Below are 15199 nucleotides of genomic sequence, written 5' to 3'. Positions count from 1 at the left end.
CTTTTCACGTTAATGGACACCCCCTTGCCTGAAGGGGGTGCGATGCTTCCAAGGGGTTACAGCAGTCGTAACACCTTGAGCAAACCCTCTACCGGCTTGCCCTTGCGAGCGCGCTTTGCCGCATAAGCCGCCAAGGCGGCACCCTTGAGCAACTCCTCCTTGGGCTTGCCTGCGCGCCCACTGCCCTGAACCAGCAGTTGCTGGGCATAGGCGGCCACGCTCAGCAGCGCGTCCTTGGGCTCCAGGTCCATCAAGGTCAGGCCGCGCCCGCCCTTGGGCTGGTGCTTGAGCTCGTCCAGCGCAAAACTCAGCAAACGCCCCTGCAAGCTCAGGCAGGCCAGGTGCAGCGCGCCCGGCGCGTTGGGTATGAGGGCCGGTGGCAGCGGACGCTCTTCTCCCTCCAGGCTCAAAAAGCCCTTGCCAGCTTTGTTGCGGCCCACCAGATCGCCCACCTCGGCAATCAGACCGAAGCCACCCGTGCCAGCCAACACAATGCGCTGATTGGCCGCAGCGGCAAGGTAATGCGCGGCCTGGGTGCTGCGCTCCAGGTCGATGAGCGCAGTGATGGGCTGGCCGTCGCCGCGGCCGCCGGGCAGGCTGGCCACGGGCACGGAGTAGGCCCGGCCATTGCTGCCCAGGACCACCAGCGGGTCCACGCTGCGGCAGGGGAAGACGCCGTAGAGCGCGTCGCCCGACTTGAAGCTCAGGGCCGCAGGGTCAATCTCGTGGCCCTTGAGCGCACGCACCCAGCCCTTGAGGCTGACCACCACAGTCACGGGCTCGTCCACCACACGCACTTCCACCACGGCGCGCTTGTCTTCCTGGATCAGGGTGCGGCGCTCGTCACCAAACTGCTTGGCATCGGCTTCGATTTCCTTCACCACCGTGCGGCGCAGCGTGGCGGGGCTGCCCAGAATGTCTTGCAGCTTGGCCGCGTCCTCGCGCAGGGCGCTGAGTTCTTGCTCGATCTTGATGGCTTCCAGCCGTGCGAGCTGGCGCAGCCGGATGTCCAGGATGTCGTCGGCCTGGCGCTCGCTCAGCGCAAAGCGCTCGATCAACGCGGGCTTGGGCTCATCGCTCTCGCGGATGATGCGAATCACCTCGTCGATATTGAGCAGCACCAGCTGGCGGCCTTCCAGCACGTGGATGCGGTCCAGCACACGCTCCAGGCGGTGGCGCGTGCGCCGCGTGACGGTGTCAAGGCGGAAGTCCAGCCACTCGCGCAGGATTTCGCGCAGGTTTTTCTGCGTGGGGCGGCCATCTGCGCCCACCATGGTGAGGTTCAGCGGCGAGCTGGTCTCCAAGCTGGTGTGCGCCAGCAAGGTGTTGATCAGGTCTTGCTGCTCGATGCTGCGGCTCTTGGGCTCGAACACCAGACGCACCGGCGCGTCTTTGCTGGACTCGTCGCGCACGCCGTCCAGCACCGCCAGCACCACGCCCTTGAGCTGGATCTGCTCGGCGCTGAGTGCTTTTTTGCCCGTCTTGACCTTGGGGTTGGTGATCTCTTCGATGTCTTCGAGCACGCGCTGCGAGGACACGCCGTGGGGCAGCTCGGTGACCACCAGCTGCCACTGCCCGCGCGCCAGCTCTTCGATCTTCCAGCGCGCGCGCAGCTTGAGCGAACCGCGTCCACCGCGGTAGGCCGCGCGGATGTCTTCAGCTGCCGAAATCAGCTGCCCACCGCCGGGGTAGTCAGGGCCGGGCAGCAGCTCAAACAAGGCCTCGTCGCTGAGGTTCTCGTCCTTGAGCAGGGCCACCGCCGCGGCGGCCACTTCGCGCAGGTTGTGGCTGGGGATTTCCGTGGCCATGCCCACGGCAATGCCCGAAGCGCCGTTGAGCAGCACAAAAGGCAGGCGCGCCGCCAGCTGCCGAGGCTCTTCGGTCGAGCCGTCGTAGTTGGACTGGAAGTCCACCGTGCCTTCGTCGATTTCATTCAGCAGCAAGCTGGCGATGGGCGCCAAGCGGGCCTCGGTATAGCGCATGGCTGCTGCGCCATCGCCGTCGCGGCTGCCGAAATTGCCTTGGCCGTCGATGAGCGGGTAGCGCTGGCTGAAGTTCTGCGCCATGCGCACCAGCGCGTCGTAGGCCGCCTGGTCGCCATGCGGATGGAAGCGGCCCAGCACATCACCCACCACACGCGCGCTCTTGACGGGCTTGGCGCCATTGGCGCCGGTGTAGCTCAGCCCCATGCGCTGCATGGCGTAGAGGATGCGCCGCTGCACGGGCTTTTGCCCATCGCTGAACAGGGGCAACGCACGGCCCTTGACCACCGACAGCGCGTACTCCAAATAGGCTTGTTGGGCGTAGTCACCCAGGGTCAGGGAAGGCCTGTCGTCCTGCGGGCCGCCAGCCGATGCGGGCGGATCGAAATCAAAAGTTTCTTGGGTCGTCATCTCACTCACACTGCGCGTAACAGGACTCAGACGTCCACTTCCACACCATCACCGTGCAACTCCATGAGCTCGCGGCGCGAGGAGGCCTCGCCCTTGCCCATGAGGCGGTTGATGGACTGCTCGGTCGCCCCCATGTCCAGCGCGCCATAGCGCACTTGCAGCAGGCGCCGCGTGTCGGGGTTGAGCGTGGTGTCCCACAGCTGCTCGGCGCTCATCTCGCCCAGGCCCTTGAAGCGGCTGATGCTCCAGGAGCCCTCGCGCGCGCCTTCTTTGCGCAGCTTGTCCAAAATCGCGCCCATCTCGCCCTCATCCAGGGCGTAGAGCTTGGCGGGCGGCTTTTTGCCACGTGCCGGCGCATCCACCCGGAACAGCGGCGGGCGCGCCACGTAGATGTGGCCGGTCTCGACCAACTTCGGAAAGTGGCGGAAGAACAGCGTGAGCAGCAGCACCTGGATGTGCGCGCCGTCCACGTCAGCGTCTGACAGGATGCAGATCTTGCCGTAGCGCAAGCCGCTGAGGTCGGGCGAATCGTTGCGGCCATGCGGGTCCACGCCGATGGCCACGGCGATGTCGTGGATCTCGTTGTTCTTGAACAGCAAGTCGCGCTCGACCTCCCAGGCGTTGAGCACCTTGCCGCGCAGCGGCAGCACGGCCTGGGTTTCCTTGTTGCGGCCCATCTTGGCACTGCCGCCCGCAGAGTCGCCCTCCACCAGGAAGAGCTCGTTGTGCAGCAGATCGCGGCTCTCGCAGTCGGTGAGCTTGCCCGGCAGCACGGCCACACCCGAGCCTTTGCGCTTTTCCACCTTTTGCGCGGCGCGCTGGCGGGTTTGCGCCTGCTTGATGACCAGCTCAGCCAGCTTTTTGCCGTGCTCCACATGCTGGTTCAGCCACAGCTCCAGCTGCGGTTTGACAAAGGCGGCCACCAGACGCAGCGCGTCGCGCGAGTTCAGCCGCTCCTTGGTCTGGCCCTGGAACTGCGGGTCCAGCACCTTGGCCGACAGCACAAAGCTGGCGCGCGAGAACACATCGTCAGGCATCAGCTTCACGCCCTTGGGCAGCAAGCTGTGCAGCTCGATAAAGCCTTTGATGGCGCCAAACAGGCCGTCCTTCAGGCCCGACTCGTGCGTGCCACCGGCCACGGTGGGGATGAGGTTGACGTAGCTCTCACGCATGACTGCACCGTCTTCGGTGAAGGCCACGCACCAGGCCGCGCCCTCGCCTTCGGCAAAGTTCTCGCTCTCCTGCGCCGAGGCGTATTGGGCGCCCTCAAACAGCGGCACCAGAGGTTCGGCGTTGAGGCTTTGCATGAGGTAGTCGCGCAGGCCCCCTTGGTAGAGCCAGCGCTGCTCGTCGGCCGTCTTCTCCTGGCGCAGCGTCACCGTCACCCCGGGCATGAGCACGGCTTTGGAGCGCAGCAGGTGCACCAGCTCGGCGCGCGGCAGCTCGGCACTTTCGAAATACTTGGGGTCGGGCCACACGCGCACCGTGGTGCCTTGCTTGCGATCACCGGCCTTGAGGTCGAGCTTGCGCACCTGCACGGGCTGCACCACATCGCCGCCGGCAAACGCCAGCGTGGCCACCTGGCCTTCGCGGTAGACGGTCACCTCCAGGCGTGTGGCCAGGGCATTGGTCACCGACACACCCACGCCATGCAAACCGCCGGAAAAGCTGTACGCACCGCCTGACCCTTTGTCGAACTTGCCCCCGGCGTGCAGGCGCGTGAAGACGATCTCCACCACCGGCACCCCTTCTTCGGGGTGAATGCCATAGGGAATGCCGCGCCCGTCGTCCTCCACGCTGACCGAGCCGTCGGCGTGCTGCGTCATGGCAATGCGCCGCCCGTGCCCGGCCAGGGCCTCATCGGCGGCGTTGTCGATGACTTCTTGAATCACATGCAGCGGGTTGTCGGTACGGGTGTACATGCCCGGCCGCTGTTTGACGGGCTCCAAACCCTTAAGCACACGGATAGAGCCCTCGCCGTAGCTGCCGGGCGCACTGGTAGTCACTGCTTTGCTTGCCATGGGGCGGCATTCTATGCAGCGGGTCACCCCCCTCACTCGGGCCTGCGCCACAAGGCCCGGCTGCGCTTAATATGGCGCCCCCGAAATGGCACCGCCACTGCAGCGGCGCGTCGCAGCGGTTCAGCTCCGCCCCTCATTGTGGAATTTTGTGTGTGCAGCAGTCTTTTGATGTCCCGCCCATGAACTTGTCGACCCCTTGCCTCCGTGCGCGCCACACCGCCTGGCGCTCGCGGTTTGCCACGGCTTTGCGCCACATCGGGGTTTGCGCGCTCCTGGGCTTGCAAGGCTGGCCCACTGCGCAAGCCCAAGACAACACCAGCAACAGCGCCGCCCTGATGTGGCAACTCGGCCCCAGCCTCAGCATGGAGTTGAAAAACGCGCGCTGGTTCGATGGCAAGGGCTTTCAAAAAGGCACGCTGTGGGTGGTGGACGGTGAATTCGTCGCCAAAAAGCCCGCCAAGCTGCACCGCTACATGGACCTCAACGGTCAATATCTGGTGCCCCCGCTGGCCGATGCGCACAACCACAACCTGGCCAACGGCTGGGCCTATGAGCGATTCAGCCAACGCTATTTGCAAGACGGTGTGTTCTACGCCGCCATGCTGTGCACCCAGCCCAGCGCCGTGGCTGAGGTCGAAGCCAAAGCCGAAGAGCTCGATGGGCCCGACCTGGTCATGGCCGCCAGCTGCATCACCTCCAGCGACGGCCACCCCTTGGCGGCCATGATGGGCCCGCCCGACGAGCAAGGGCAAACGCCCGTCAAGCGCGAGGACCTGCAAGACAAGGCGCTGATCCTGGCCGACAGCGTGGAGTCGGTGCGGGCCCAGTGGCCCAAAATCCTGCAACGCCAAAAGGCCGCCGAGTCGGAGTGGATCACCGTGGTCATGAGCCACCACGACCACCCCGAGTTGCGCGCTCGCCCCGAAATGCAAGGTCGCCTCGGGCTGCAGCCCGATGTGGTCAAGGCCATCGTGCGCCTGGCCCACGCGGCACAGCTCAAGGTCAACGCCCAGGTCGACACCGTGGCGGACTTTGCCGCTGCGGTCAGCGCAGGCGTGAACCAAATTTCGCACCTGCCAGGCTATATCAATCAACACGGGTTTGCGCCGCAGGATTACCTGCTCTCGCCCGAGCTCGCGCAGCAAGCGGCACGCGCCAAGGTGCGGGTGGTCACTGCGACGGCCAGCACCACCCTCTTCCCCACCGACCCCACGCAGCTCGAACAGCTGCGCACCGTGCAGCGTCACAACCTCAAGCTACTGCATGCCGCAGGGGTAACGCTGCTCAGTGGCTCAGACCTTTTCACCGGCACGGTGATGCAAGAGTGGCTCAACCTCAACCAGCTCCAGGCCCTGCCCAGCGCAGAGCTGCTGAAGATGGCCAGCATCACCACCCCGCAGGCTCTCTTCCCTGATCGACGCATTGGCTGCTTCGCCCCGGGTTGCGAGGCCAGCTTCCTGGTTTTGGTGAACAACCCGCTGGAACAAGCCGAGGCCCTGAGCACCCCCATGCTGCGCGTGATGCAAGGCGCGCTGCTGACGCAGATAGAGCAAATCGCCCAATCCGCCGGCACCGAGCAAGTATTGCCCTCACGCAAGCCTGTTGCGCGCAAGCCTGCGCTAAAAAAAGCCAAAGGCAAAAAAATCATCAAGGGCAAATCCAAGGCCTCAGGCAAACAGGGCAAGGCCTCGACACGCGCCAGCGCCAAGGGTTCGAGCAAAAAGTCCGGCGCCAAAAACCGCAGTTCCCGCTAGAGTCGAATCATGACTATCGCCAGCCCCGCTCCATCTCTTCGGCAATTGCTCTTGTGCGGTGCGGCCATTGGCGCTCTGTCCATGGGGGTGCGGCATGGGTTCGGCCTCTTTCAGGCCCCCATCACCATGGATCATGGCTGGAGCCGCGAACCCTTCTCTCTAGCCATGGCGGTACAAAACTTAGCCTGGGGCTTGGCTGGCCCGGTGGTGGGGATGTTGGCGGACCGCTTCGGCGCTTGGCGCACGCTCATCGTCAGCGCGCTGCTTTATGCCCTGGGCCTTGTGGCCATGGCACTGACCACCAGCCCCATGACCTTTTTACTCGGTGCCGGTGTGTTGATTGGCGTGGCGCAGGCCGGTTGCACCTATGCCGTGATTTTCGGCGTGCTGGCGCGGCAAGTTCCAGCCGAACGCCGCTCCTGGGCCATGGGCACCGCTGCCGCGGCCGGATCTTTCGGGCAGTTTTTGATGATGCCTGTCTCCAACTGGCTGATTGAAAGCGTGGGCTGGCAAAACGCCTTGCAGCTGCTGGCGCTGGCGGTCTGTCTCATCGTGCCGCTGGCGTTGGGGCTGCGTGAGCCCCCAGCCCAGCCCCAAACCCCAGAAGCCAACGCACCTCCGCAGCGGGCGGGCGCCGCTTTGCGCGAGGCCATGGGCTACCGCAGCTTCCAGCTGCTCATGCTGGGCTATTTGGTCTGCGGCTTTCAGGTGGTGTTCATCGGCGTGCACCTGCCAGCCTTCCTCAAAGACAGCGGCCTGTCCTCGCATGTCGCCCCTGCGGCCTTGGCCTTGATCGGCCTGTTCAACGTGGTGGGCACCTACGCCGCAGGCGCCCTAGGCCAGCGCTGGCCGCGCCGCTATTTGTTGGCAGGCATTTACAGCGCACGCGCGCTGGCCATCGCCTGCTTCATCAGCCTGCCACTGAGTCCGCTGAGCGTCTATGTGTTTGCCTCGGTGATGGGGCTGCTGTGGCTCTCTACCGTCCCGCCCACCAATGCCATCGTGGCGCAACTCTTTGGGGTCAAGCACCTCTCCATGCTCAGCGGCTTGGTGTTTTTGGGTCACCAAATCGGCAGCTTCATGGGTGTGTGGCTGGGCGGGCGGCTTTATGACCTGCAAGGCAGCTACACCCTGGTGTGGTGGTTGACCGTTGCCCTGGGCTTGATCTCCGCTGGGCTCAACCTGAGCTTGCGCGAAGACCCGGTGCAGCGACTGCCCGCAGGAGCGGTCTCGGCCTAAGCCCCATGAAGCCCATCTGGCGTCAACTGGCCCTCTATGCCGCAGCCCTGGTGGTGCTGATCCTGGTGGCCCTGGCCTATATGCAACCCGAGCTCATGCGCGTGCTGGCCGATCAGGTCTGGCGCTGCGCCTGAAGGCGCGACCGCGCCCGCGGCACCGCCATCCTGCTTTCACGCCCTACTTTTGCGCTCCCCCATGTCTGGTTTGCACGTCTCAACTGCGCTTTCGTCCCGGCATCAACTCAGTGCCCCACCCAGCCCCTGGTTGTTGCGCTGGGCTCAGGCCTGGCAGCAAGCGGGCGCCACCGCGCTGGACTTGGCCTGCGGCAGCGGCCGCCACGCCCGGCTGCTGCATCAAGCGGGATTGAAAGTCACGGCACTGGACCGCGACCGTCAAGCCTTGCAGCAGCTGCAGCAGGTCTGCCCCGATGCCGAAATCATCGAAGCCGACATCGAGCAGGGCCCCTGGCCTTTTGAAACACGCCAGTTCGATCTCGTGCTGGTCACCAACTACCTCTGGCGCCCCTTGCTGCCCGCCATCGTGGGCAGCGTCGCCCCCGGGGGGTGGTTGATTTACGAAACCTTTGCCCACGGCCAGCAAACCATAGGGCGGCCCGCACGCCCCGACTTCCTGTTGCAACCCGGCGAATTGCTGCAAGCCTGTGCGGGCCTGCGCATCGTGGGCTATGAAGATGGTTTTGAAGCTTTGTGCGCGCAAGGCACAAAGGCCCCAACAGAGGTCAACGGCCGCTATGTGCAGCGCGTTGCTGCGCATCGCAGCAAGCCTCTTGACGAGCCCTTCGCCAAGTACTGGCTTGTCACGGCACCACGGGCGCCATGCCAGGCGCTGGAGTCCCCGGCGCTTCAGTAGAATCGCCCGCAAATCGAGGAACACCTGAATGAAAGCAATGGTTGGCAGCATCGTGGCGCTGGTCACGCCCATGCACGAAGATGGCCGTATCGACTTCGACGGCCTGCGCCGTCTCATCGACTGGCACATCGAACAAGGCACTGACGTGATCGGCGTGGTGGGCACCACTGGCGAGTCGCCCACCGTCTCGATGGAAGAAAACCGCGAAGTCATTCGCGTGGCTGTGGAACATGCGCGAGGCCGCCGTCCCGTGCTGGCCGGCACAGGCGCCAACTGCACCGCTGAAGCCATTGAGCTCAGCCGCTACGCCAAAGCCGTAGGTGCCGATGCCACGCTGTCCGTCGTTCCCTACTACAACAAGCCCTCGCAAGAAGGCATCTACCAGCACTTCAAAGCCATTGCCCAAGCCGTAGACATCCCCATGATGCTCTACAACGTGCCCGGCCGCACAGTGGCTGATATGTCGGTGGAAACCACCCTGCGATGCGCCCAATTGCCCGGCGTGTTTGGCATCAAAGAAGCCAGCGGCGACATCGAGCGCGCAGCCCAGCTCATCAAGCACGCACCGGCAGGCTTTGGCGTCTACTCTGGCGACGATGGCACCTCCGTGGCCCTCATGCTGCTGGGTGGCAAGGGCTGTGTCAGCGTCACCGCCAACGTGGCCCCACATGACATGCACCTCATGTGCCAGGCAGCCCTGGAAGGCCGCGTCAAGGAAGCCACAGCCTTGCACTTCAAGCTTTTGAGCCTGCACCAAAAACTGTTCTGCGAACCCAGCCCTGCCCCCACCAAGTGGGCGCTGTCACAGCTGGGCCGCTGCCCTAACCATTTGCGCCTGCCCCTGACGCCCTTGACCAGCGCGGGACAAGCTCAAGTCGCCCAAGCCATGCGCGACGCCAGCGTGCTCTGAGCACACCATTTTTGCCACGCCACACCTACATTGGAGACATCCAGCGTGACCCCTTTCGATTCCAACCGTGCCCCGCTGACGCCTGTGCGCCTGGCTTGCCTGACCCTGTTGGCCGCTTCACTGGCAGGCTGCAGCGCCCTGGATGGCGTCTTGGGTAGCGACAAGGTTGACTACCGCACTGGCGCCAAACAATCGACGGGCCTGGAAGTCCCACCAGACCTCACCCAGCTCAACCAAGACCAGCGCACACCAGCCCAAAAAGGGCCTATCAGCGCCTCAGAGATGCAGCGCCAGGCCGCTGAACCCGCGCAGCGCAACGCTGGCACAAGCCTGGGCAGCGTCGCCCCAGCCCAGGCCGGCGAGGTCAAACTGCAACGCGCTGGCGAACAGCGCTGGCTCAGCACCCCCCTGCCACCGGAACAAGTGTGGACTTCGGTGCGCAGCTTCTGGACCGATGTGGGCTTTGAGATCAGCAAAGAAAACCCACAGACCGGCACGCTGGAAACCAGCTGGGCGGAAAACCGCGCCAAGCTGCCGCAAGACGTCATTCGCCGCACCATTGGGTCGGTGCTGGACTCCTTCTACTCCACGGGCGAGCGCGACATGTACCGCACCCGCGTTGAGCGCAATGCCCAAGGTGGAAGCGACATCTTCATCAGCCACCGCGGCCTGCAAGAGGTCTACACCAGCGCCCAGCGCGAGCAAACCGTCTGGCAGCCCCGCCCGTCGGACCCCATGCTGGAAGCCGAAATGACGTCGCGTCTGATGCTGCGCCTGGGTGGCACCCAGGAAGCCGCAAAGGCTGTACTTGCCGCCGCGCCAAGCGCAGCCACCAAGACTACCGTGCTGGGTGGCCCGCAAATCGCAAGCACGCCCGCGGCGAACCGTCCTCTCAGCCAAGTGCCTGACACCTTGCAAGTGGCCGAGGGCTTCGACGGGGCATGGCGCCGCGTGGCGCAGTCGCTGGATCGGCATGGCTTCACCATTGAAGACCGCGACCGCAAACAGGGCCTGTTCTTCCTGCGCTACGCCGACCCCACGCAAGTGGGCAAAGAGGAGCCCAATTTCTTCGTCAAGCTCTTCACGGGCGCGAAGAACACCACTGCAGCGCGCTACCGCGTGGCCGTCAAGTCCGAGGGCAATGTCAGTACCGTCAGCGTTCTGGACGAAGCTGGCAAGCTCCAGACCAACGAGCAGGCCAAGCGCATCCTCAGCCTGCTGATGGACGACCTGCGTTAATCCAGTCGCTGCCTCAAGCACACAGCCACCCTCGCGGTGGCTGTTTTGCTTTTGGGGCTCTGCCCAAGGCTTCTTGCCCTGCAAAGATCCGCAGGCAGAAAAGACAAAAGCCGCCTGGGTTGCCCCAAGGCGGCCTTTGATGCTGTGGTCAGCCGTGCTTAGTTGCTGGCAGCAGCAGAAGCAGCGGGAGCCGAAGCGTCAGCAGCAGGAGCCGAAGCTTCCACAGGAGCGGAAGCAGCAGGAGCCGAAGCTTCCACAGGAGCGGGAGCAGCAGCAGGAGCAGCTTCTTCTTTCTTGCCGCAAGCAGTCAGAGCAGCAGCAGCCAGCAGAGATGCCAACAGGATCGACTTTTTCATACTTGTCCTCAAGTGTCTTGTAGACGAACGATTACCGGTAATTTTCAGAACACTCTGCTGTGCAGAATGTCCTTGACACAAGACGTGGAAACCTCGAGCGCTTCCCTCGCCTAGCCCTCGATTATAGCCATGCAATTTTTGGCAAATTGCAGAGCCATAGCAGTAACCCCAAAGCCGAGGGTACTTCGTTGCGAAGCTGCGTCACTCTGATGCAAGCATCGCACGAGCACCGCCCAGGCGCATGCGCCGCACCCCCTATTCGGGGGCCTCACAACACTCCAACCAACCATCCTCCACCCACTGCGCCAGCAAGTCCTGGGCACCGACGCTGAGCTGGGCCAACTGCAAGGCGCTGAGCCGTCGCGAGTCGGCCAGCGCGCGCATCAGGCGAAAGTCCTTGCCCGCTGCGCGGAAGGATTCACCGTTGATGAACACATGCGCGCTGTCGTACAGCATGCGGCTGCGGGCACTCAGCACCACAGATTGACCGGGCTGTAGTGCCCCCCCTGCCTCGAAATAGACACGGGGCTTGGGCTCGGTCAGTGCCTCGCCCAAGGCGCGCTCCAGGGCCAACGGAGTTTGGGCGGCTTTGAGCACCGCCGCGCGCGCAAAGTCCAGCAGAGCTTCGGGAATTTGGCCGGGCTGCACAGTCGCTTCCTGGCGCGGATCAGCATACATGCGGTCGCCGCGCGGCCGCTCGCCATCGGGGTCTTCGTCGGTGAGGCGCACCAGCAGCTCGTTGGCCAGCTCGCTGGCCCAAGGCGTGCGAAAGCCCACCGAGGCCGTCATGCAGCCACCGCCCTCGGCCACGCCGTCGTGCGCCCAACCCGGTGGCAGGTAGAGCATGTCGCCGGGCTCAAGCAGCATGTCTTGCTCGGGCTCGAAGTCGACCAGGATTTTGACCGGCACGTCGTCGCGCAGCTCACCGCTGGTGGCCACACCTTGGCGGCCGATGCGCCAACGCCGGCGGCCCGCGACTTGGATCAGGAACACATCGTAGGAATCGAAATGCGGGCCCACGCCGCCGCCATCGCTGGCGTAGGACAGCATCAGGTCGTCCAGCCGCGCATCGGGCAGGAAGCGAAAAGCGTCCAGCAGCGCGCGAGCCGAGGGCAGATGCAGATCCAGCCCCTGCACCAGCAGCGTCCAGTTGGGCTTGCTCCACGCCGGCAGCTTGCTCAAAGGGCCGTGGCGCAGCGCCCATTGCTGGTCGAACTGCGTCACCAAGCGGGACTCAACATCCGCACTGGTGGCCAGCGCAGCAAGTTCCGCGCGCTCGGCAGGCGGCACGATACCGGGGAAGGCTTGACGCACCAGCAGCGGCTTTTTTTGCCAGTGGCGGCGCATGAACTGGCTGGGGCTCAAACCGCCCAGCATGGGTGTGGGTGTGTCCAAATTCATGGCGGCAATTGTCGGCGCTGCAAGCCTGGGTGCGCCAACGCTGCGTGAGACAATTTGCCCCATGCTGATTTCTGCCCCCTGTGTAGTCTCCCTGACGTGGAGACTGGAAGACGCCCAAGGCCACGCCATCGAGACCTTGGATGAACCGATGGAGTTTCTCTACGGCGGTGACGACCTGTTTGAGAAGGTCGAACAAGCCTTGGCCGGCCAGGAAGCAGGCTTTGAGACCAGCATTGCGCTGCAGCCCGAAGACGCCTTTGGCGACTACAACTCAGAGCTGGTGTGCTTTGAAGCGCGCAGCGTCTTTCCTGAGGCGGTTGAGGTGGGCATGCAGTTCGAAGGTCTGCCCGAAGACGCCACCACGCCGGACATGCCCGCCGACCGGATTTACACCGTGACCGAGGTCTACCCCGAGCACGTGGTGCTGGACGGCAATCACCCGCTGGCGGGTATTGGGCTGCGCATGCACATTCAGGTGCGCGGCGTGCGCGCGGCCACCGAGGAAGAAGCCGAAGCGGGCACGCTGGGCGAGTTGGGCCTGAGCGTGCTCAGCGGCCCGGGCTCGCAAGACACCCTGCACTAACGCGCCGGGCCAGGCGGCAAGCCTGGCACTGGGCGCTGTGAAGTGGGCTCAGGCCTTGCCGGTTGAGCCAAAACCGCCTTGGCCGCGCTGGCTGCTCTCGAAGTCCTCGACCAGGCGGAACTGCGCTTGCACCACGGGCACGACGACGAGCTGGGCTATGCGCTCCATGGGCTCGATGACGAATTCGCTATGGCCACGGTTCCAGACACTGACCATGAGCTGGCCCTGGTAGTCGGAGTCGATGAGCCCGACCAAATTCCCCAGCACGATGCCGTGCTTGTGGCCCAGACCTGAGCGCGGCAGGATCACGGCCGCCAAACCCGGGTCACCAATGTGAATGGCCAGCCCGGTGGGCACCAGCACGGTTTGACCAGGCGCCAGGCGCAGCGCCTCATCCAAGCAGGCACGCAGGTCCAGGCCGGCACTGCCGGGGGTGGCGTAGCTGGGCAGTTGCTCGCGCATGCGGGCGTCCAGCACTTTCAGATCAATCGTGGTCATGGGCAGAGAGAGGCTTGGGGCTGAAGGTTCAGCTCAGGGTTGATCCAGGCGCAGTGCGATGTCGCGCACGAGTTCGCGCGCCAGCGAGAGTTTGTCTGCGCGTGATAGTTCGCGCTGGCCGCGCGCGTCCACCAGCAGCAAGGCGTTGTCGTCCTGCCCAAAAGTGGCCGGACCGATATTGGCCACGATCAGCGGCACTTGCTTGCGCACCAGCTTCTCGCGCGCATGTTTGAGCAAATCGTGGCTCTCCGCCGCAAAGCCCACACAAAACGGCGCCGCAGGCAGGCGCGCCACCTGGGCCAGGATGTCGGGGTTTTCTGCCAGCTCCAGCTGCGGCAGCTTGGCCTGACCAGCTTCGGCATTTTTCTTGAGCTTTTGCTCGTGGGCCTGGGCCGGGCGCCAGTCGGCCACGGCCGCTGTGGCGATGAAGACGCTGCAGTCAGCCGCGCGTGCCATGACGGCGGCATGCATGTCTTGCGCACTGAGCACATCCACGCGCTGCACGCCCAGGGGCGTGGGCAGGTGTACCGGGCCCGCCACCAAGCACACCTCGGCACCCGCATCTGCACAGGCGCGCGCCAGCGCAAAACCCATCTTGCCGCTGGAGCGGTTGGTGATGCCGCGCACCGGGTCTATGGCTTCGTAGGTGGGGCCTGCGGTGATAAGCACGCGGCGGCCTTGCAGCAGCTTGGGCTCAAAGGCCGCCACCACCAGGGTGAAGAGCTCGTGGGGTTCGAGCATGCGGCCATCGCCCACTTCGCCACAGGCCTGGTCGCCACTGGCCGGGCCCAGCACCTGGGTGCCGTCTTGCAGCAGCTGCGCCACATGACGCTGTGTGGCGGGGTGGCTCCACATCTCGCGGTTCATGGCCGGGGCCACCAGCAGCGGGCAGCGCTCACGCGGGCGGGCCAGCGCGGTCAGGCTCAGCAGCTCGTCAGCACGGCCCAGCGCCAGCTTGGCCAGCATGTCGGCGCTGGCCGGGGCAATCAGCATCAGGTCCGCTTCGCGGCTGAGGTTGATGTGGGCCATGGCGTTGTCTGGCCGCGCATCCCATTGGTCCACATACACCGCCTGCCCTGAGAGGGCCTGCAGCGTGGTGGGTGTGATGAAGGCCTGGGCGGCAGCGCTCATCATGACTTGAACGCGCGCGCCAGCTTTCACCAGCAAACGAGTCAACTCCGCGACCTTGTAGCAAGCCACCCCGCCGGAAAGCCCCAGCAGGATGTGTTTGCCACTCAAGGGCTGGACCTCACTCATACCCACCTCAGTTCTTGCGTCTGAACACCAAATCCCACACCCCATGCCCCAAACGCAAGCCCCGAGCCTCGAACTTGGTCAAGGGCCGGTAGGCGGGTTTGGGGGCATAGCCCTCGGAGCTATTGTGAAGCATGGGCTCGGCGCTGAGCACTTCCAGCATCTGCTGCGCGTACGGCTCCCAGTCCGTGGCGCAGTGCAAATAGCCGCCGGGCGCCAGGTATTGCACCAAGCGGCTGACGAAGGCGGGTTGGATGAGGCGGCGCTTGTGGTGGCGCTTTTTGTGCCAGGGGTCAGGGAAGAAGATGTGCACGCCTGCCAGCGTGCCCTTGGGAATCATGTGCTCGAGCACCTCTACGGCATCGTGCTGGAGGATGCGGATATTGCCGATCTGCTCCTGGCCGATGAGCTTGAGCAAAGCGCCCACGCCGGGCTCATGCACCTCGCAACCGATGAAGTCGTGGTCGGGCAAGGCTTGGGCAATCTGTGCTGTGGCCCCGCCCATGCCAAAGCCGATCTCCAGCACCACGGGGGCTTGGCGACCGAAGGTGGCGGCCATGTCCAGCGGCGCTTGGGCAAAGGGCAGCACAAAACGCGGACCCAGCTCGGCCAGGGCTTTGATCTGGCCCGTGCCCATGCGCCCGGCACGCACCACAAAGCTGCGAATGGCGCGGGGCTTGG

At 64.6% G+C, this 15199-nt stretch carries 14 protein-coding genes; 7 read left to right on the top strand and 7 right to left on the bottom strand.

Annotated elements, in window-relative coordinates:
- Window positions 1-56: 56 nt before the first annotated feature.
- Entirely contained in the window at window positions 57-2393 is a 2337-nt protein-coding gene (gene parC, locus ACG0Z6_RS03995; protein WP_394458770.1) for a DNA topoisomerase IV subunit A, read from the bottom strand.
- A gap of 26 nt (window positions 2394-2419) precedes the next feature.
- Window positions 2420-4414 carry a DNA topoisomerase IV subunit B gene (locus tag ACG0Z6_RS03990; protein WP_394458769.1) on the bottom strand — a complete coding sequence of 665 codons (1995 nt, stop codon included), beginning with the start codon at window positions 4412-4414 and terminating at the stop codon, window positions 2420-2422.
- 179 nt (window positions 4415-4593) lie between these two features.
- Between ACG0Z6_RS03990 and ACG0Z6_RS03985 the strand changes: the two genes are divergently transcribed.
- The 6 genes from ACG0Z6_RS03985 (at window position 4594) to bamC (ending at window position 10426) form a co-directional block, all read left to right on the top strand.
- The gene (locus tag ACG0Z6_RS03985; RefSeq protein WP_394458768.1) at window positions 4594-6168 is read left to right on the top strand and encodes an amidohydrolase family protein; all 1575 of its coding nucleotides are present in this window, start codon (window positions 4594-4596) and stop codon (window positions 6166-6168) included.
- Between the two features lie 9 nt (window positions 6169-6177).
- A complete protein-coding gene (locus tag ACG0Z6_RS03980; RefSeq protein ID WP_394458767.1) occupies window positions 6178-7407 on the top strand; it encodes an MFS transporter in 1230 nt (409 codons plus the stop codon).
- A 5-nt stretch (window positions 7408-7412) separates the two neighbouring features.
- Window positions 7413-7541 (top strand): hypothetical protein, encoded by a 129-nt coding sequence (locus ACG0Z6_RS03975; RefSeq protein ID WP_394458766.1) that lies wholly within the window; start codon window positions 7413-7415, stop codon window positions 7539-7541.
- A 61-nt stretch (window positions 7542-7602) separates the two neighbouring features.
- Window positions 7603-8277 carry a class I SAM-dependent methyltransferase gene (locus ACG0Z6_RS03970; protein ID WP_394458765.1) on the top strand — a complete coding sequence of 225 codons (675 nt, stop codon included), beginning with the start codon at window positions 7603-7605 and terminating at the stop codon, window positions 8275-8277.
- A 28-nt stretch (window positions 8278-8305) separates the two neighbouring features.
- On the top strand, window positions 8306-9187 hold the full coding sequence (gene dapA / locus ACG0Z6_RS03965; RefSeq protein WP_394458764.1) for a 4-hydroxy-tetrahydrodipicolinate synthase: 882 nt from the start codon (window positions 8306-8308) through the stop codon (window positions 9185-9187).
- 45 nt (window positions 9188-9232) lie between these two features.
- Window positions 9233-10426: an outer membrane protein assembly factor BamC gene (gene bamC, locus ACG0Z6_RS03960; protein WP_394458763.1), complete on the top strand. Its 1194-nt coding sequence runs from the start codon at window positions 9233-9235 to the stop codon at window positions 10424-10426.
- A 158-nt stretch (window positions 10427-10584) separates the two neighbouring features.
- Here the strand turns inward: bamC and ACG0Z6_RS03955 are convergent, their stop codons facing one another.
- Together ACG0Z6_RS03955 and ACG0Z6_RS03950 are read right to left on the bottom strand one after the other, a co-directional pair.
- Window positions 10585-10782 (bottom strand): hypothetical protein, encoded by a 198-nt coding sequence (locus ACG0Z6_RS03955; protein ID WP_394458762.1) that lies wholly within the window; start codon window positions 10780-10782, stop codon window positions 10585-10587.
- 255 nt (window positions 10783-11037) lie between these two features.
- Window positions 11038-12183, bottom strand: coding sequence for a JmjC domain-containing protein (locus tag ACG0Z6_RS03950; protein WP_394458761.1), 1146 nt, complete (start codon window positions 12181-12183; stop codon window positions 11038-11040).
- A gap of 61 nt (window positions 12184-12244) precedes the next feature.
- Between ACG0Z6_RS03950 and ACG0Z6_RS03945 the strand changes: the two genes are divergently transcribed.
- Window positions 12245-12766: an FKBP-type peptidyl-prolyl cis-trans isomerase gene (locus ACG0Z6_RS03945; RefSeq protein ID WP_394458760.1), complete on the top strand. Its 522-nt coding sequence runs from the start codon at window positions 12245-12247 to the stop codon at window positions 12764-12766.
- A gap of 48 nt (window positions 12767-12814) precedes the next feature.
- Here ACG0Z6_RS03945 and dut read toward each other — a convergent pair whose 3' ends face one another.
- Genes dut through trmB form a run of 3 tightly spaced genes read right to left on the bottom strand, consistent with a single transcriptional unit; the run spans window position 12815 to window position 15155 of the window.
- Window positions 12815-13264, bottom strand: coding sequence for a dUTP diphosphatase (dut, locus tag ACG0Z6_RS03940; RefSeq protein WP_394458759.1), 450 nt, complete (start codon window positions 13262-13264; stop codon window positions 12815-12817).
- A gap of 33 nt (window positions 13265-13297) precedes the next feature.
- On the bottom strand, window positions 13298-14521 hold the full coding sequence (coaBC, locus tag ACG0Z6_RS03935) for a bifunctional phosphopantothenoylcysteine decarboxylase/phosphopantothenate--cysteine ligase CoaBC (protein ID WP_394458758.1): 1224 nt from the start codon (window positions 14519-14521) through the stop codon (window positions 13298-13300).
- Window positions 14522-14528: 7 nt separating this feature from the next.
- The gene (gene trmB, locus ACG0Z6_RS03930) at window positions 14529-15155 is read right to left on the bottom strand and encodes a tRNA (guanosine(46)-N7)-methyltransferase TrmB (protein WP_394458819.1); all 627 of its coding nucleotides are present in this window, start codon (window positions 15153-15155) and stop codon (window positions 14529-14531) included.
- Window positions 15156-15199 lie beyond the last annotated feature (44 nt).

It is taken from the genome of Roseateles rivi (assembly GCF_043555845.1).
Lineage (GTDB): Bacteria > Pseudomonadota > Gammaproteobacteria > Burkholderiales > Burkholderiaceae_C > Roseateles > Roseateles rivi.
The sequence above is the reverse complement of the archived record's forward strand: the minus strand, read 5'-3'. Positions and strand labels throughout refer to the sequence as shown.

Excerpts from the sequence above, each read along its gene's own strand:
- parC (WP_394458770.1), bottom strand. The coding sequence starts at position 2,393 with ATGACGACCCAAGAAACTTTTGATTTCGATCCGCCCGCATCGGCTGGC.
- ACG0Z6_RS03990 (WP_394458769.1), bottom strand. The coding sequence starts at position 4,414 with ATGGCAAGCAAAGCAGTGACTACCAGTGCGCCCGGCAGCTACGGCGAG.
- ACG0Z6_RS03985 (WP_394458768.1), top strand. The coding sequence starts at position 4,594 with ATGAACTTGTCGACCCCTTGCCTCCGTGCGCGCCACACCGCCTGGCGC.
- ACG0Z6_RS03980 (WP_394458767.1), top strand. The coding sequence starts at position 6,178 with ATGACTATCGCCAGCCCCGCTCCATCTCTTCGGCAATTGCTCTTGTGC.
- ACG0Z6_RS03975 (WP_394458766.1), top strand. The coding sequence starts at position 7,413 with ATGAAGCCCATCTGGCGTCAACTGGCCCTCTATGCCGCAGCCCTGGTG.
- ACG0Z6_RS03970 (WP_394458765.1), top strand. The coding sequence starts at position 7,603 with ATGTCTGGTTTGCACGTCTCAACTGCGCTTTCGTCCCGGCATCAACTC.
- dapA (WP_394458764.1), top strand. The coding sequence starts at position 8,306 with ATGAAAGCAATGGTTGGCAGCATCGTGGCGCTGGTCACGCCCATGCAC.
- ACG0Z6_RS03955 (WP_394458762.1), bottom strand. The coding sequence starts at position 10,782 with ATGAAAAAGTCGATCCTGTTGGCATCTCTGCTGGCTGCTGCTGCTCTG.
- ACG0Z6_RS03950 (WP_394458761.1), bottom strand. The coding sequence starts at position 12,183 with ATGAATTTGGACACACCCACACCCATGCTGGGCGGTTTGAGCCCCAGC.
- ACG0Z6_RS03945 (WP_394458760.1), top strand. The coding sequence starts at position 12,245 with ATGCTGATTTCTGCCCCCTGTGTAGTCTCCCTGACGTGGAGACTGGAA.
- dut (WP_394458759.1), bottom strand. The coding sequence starts at position 13,264 with ATGACCACGATTGATCTGAAAGTGCTGGACGCCCGCATGCGCGAGCAA.
- coaBC (WP_394458758.1), bottom strand. The coding sequence starts at position 14,521 with ATGAGTGAGGTCCAGCCCTTGAGTGGCAAACACATCCTGCTGGGGCTT.
- trmB (WP_394458819.1), bottom strand. The coding sequence starts at position 15,155 with ATGGGCACGGGCCAGATCAAAGCCCTGGCCGAGCTGGGTCCGCGTTTT.